Source organism: Treponema sp. OMZ 840 (genome assembly GCF_050937815.1).
GTDB lineage: Bacteria > Spirochaetota > Spirochaetia > Treponematales > Treponemataceae > Treponema_C.
The window spans coordinates 1-641 of record NZ_JACDIJ010000043.1 but is presented as its reverse complement, the minus strand read 5'-3'; the positions used below and the strand labels follow the sequence as shown (position 1 = coordinate 641).

Sequence of the window (641 nt, the reverse complement as noted above, 5' to 3'; positions counted from 1 at the left end):
GAGCGGCTGAAATAGCGCCGCTCTCTTTAACTCGAGATTGCCAGCGGCAATCTCGCATATGAACAAATTTCGGTGAGCAATTCTTCAGAATTGCTCATTTATGCCTCTTTTTATACCGGTACAGTTTTTTGTCCGCAGATATAGTAACGGCGGAAGCGTGAATGACACGCAAAAAATTCTGCACAAGCGAAGCGCGGAAGCCTTTTTGCGGGGCATTCCAACGCTTCCGTCATTGTTGTATATGTTTATGTTGCGGACAAGAAATATGTCATAGACATCGAAATTCAAAACCGGTGGAACGATGAGTTCGCCCAGCGTACGGTTTTTTATTGGGCTAAAATGTATACAGAGAATTTACAGAAAGGTGAAGTGTATACAAAACTGCCCAAGTGTATTACAATAAATCTGGTCGGTGAAGGTTTCAGGTTAAACGGTCTTTTGCACAGTGAATATCGGGTTCTTGAAAGACATCTGCATACTGAACTTTCCGATGAACTTGAGATTCACTTTTTGAACCTAGCCAAGGCGAAAGAAAAGCGAACAGTAAAAGCCGAACCGAATGAGAAAGCACAACGGCTGGTTAATTGGTTAAGATTTATAGAAACCGACGATAAGGAGGTGCGCGCAATGCTTGCTGATAA

Annotated in this window: 1 pseudogene; it reads left to right on the top strand. The window is 42.7% G+C overall.

The annotated features are described in order from the left end of the window. Nucleotides 1–267: 267 nt before the first annotated feature. Nucleotides 268–641: pseudogene (locus H0R92_RS14035) on the top strand (Rpn family recombination-promoting nuclease/putative transposase); the annotation flags it as partial.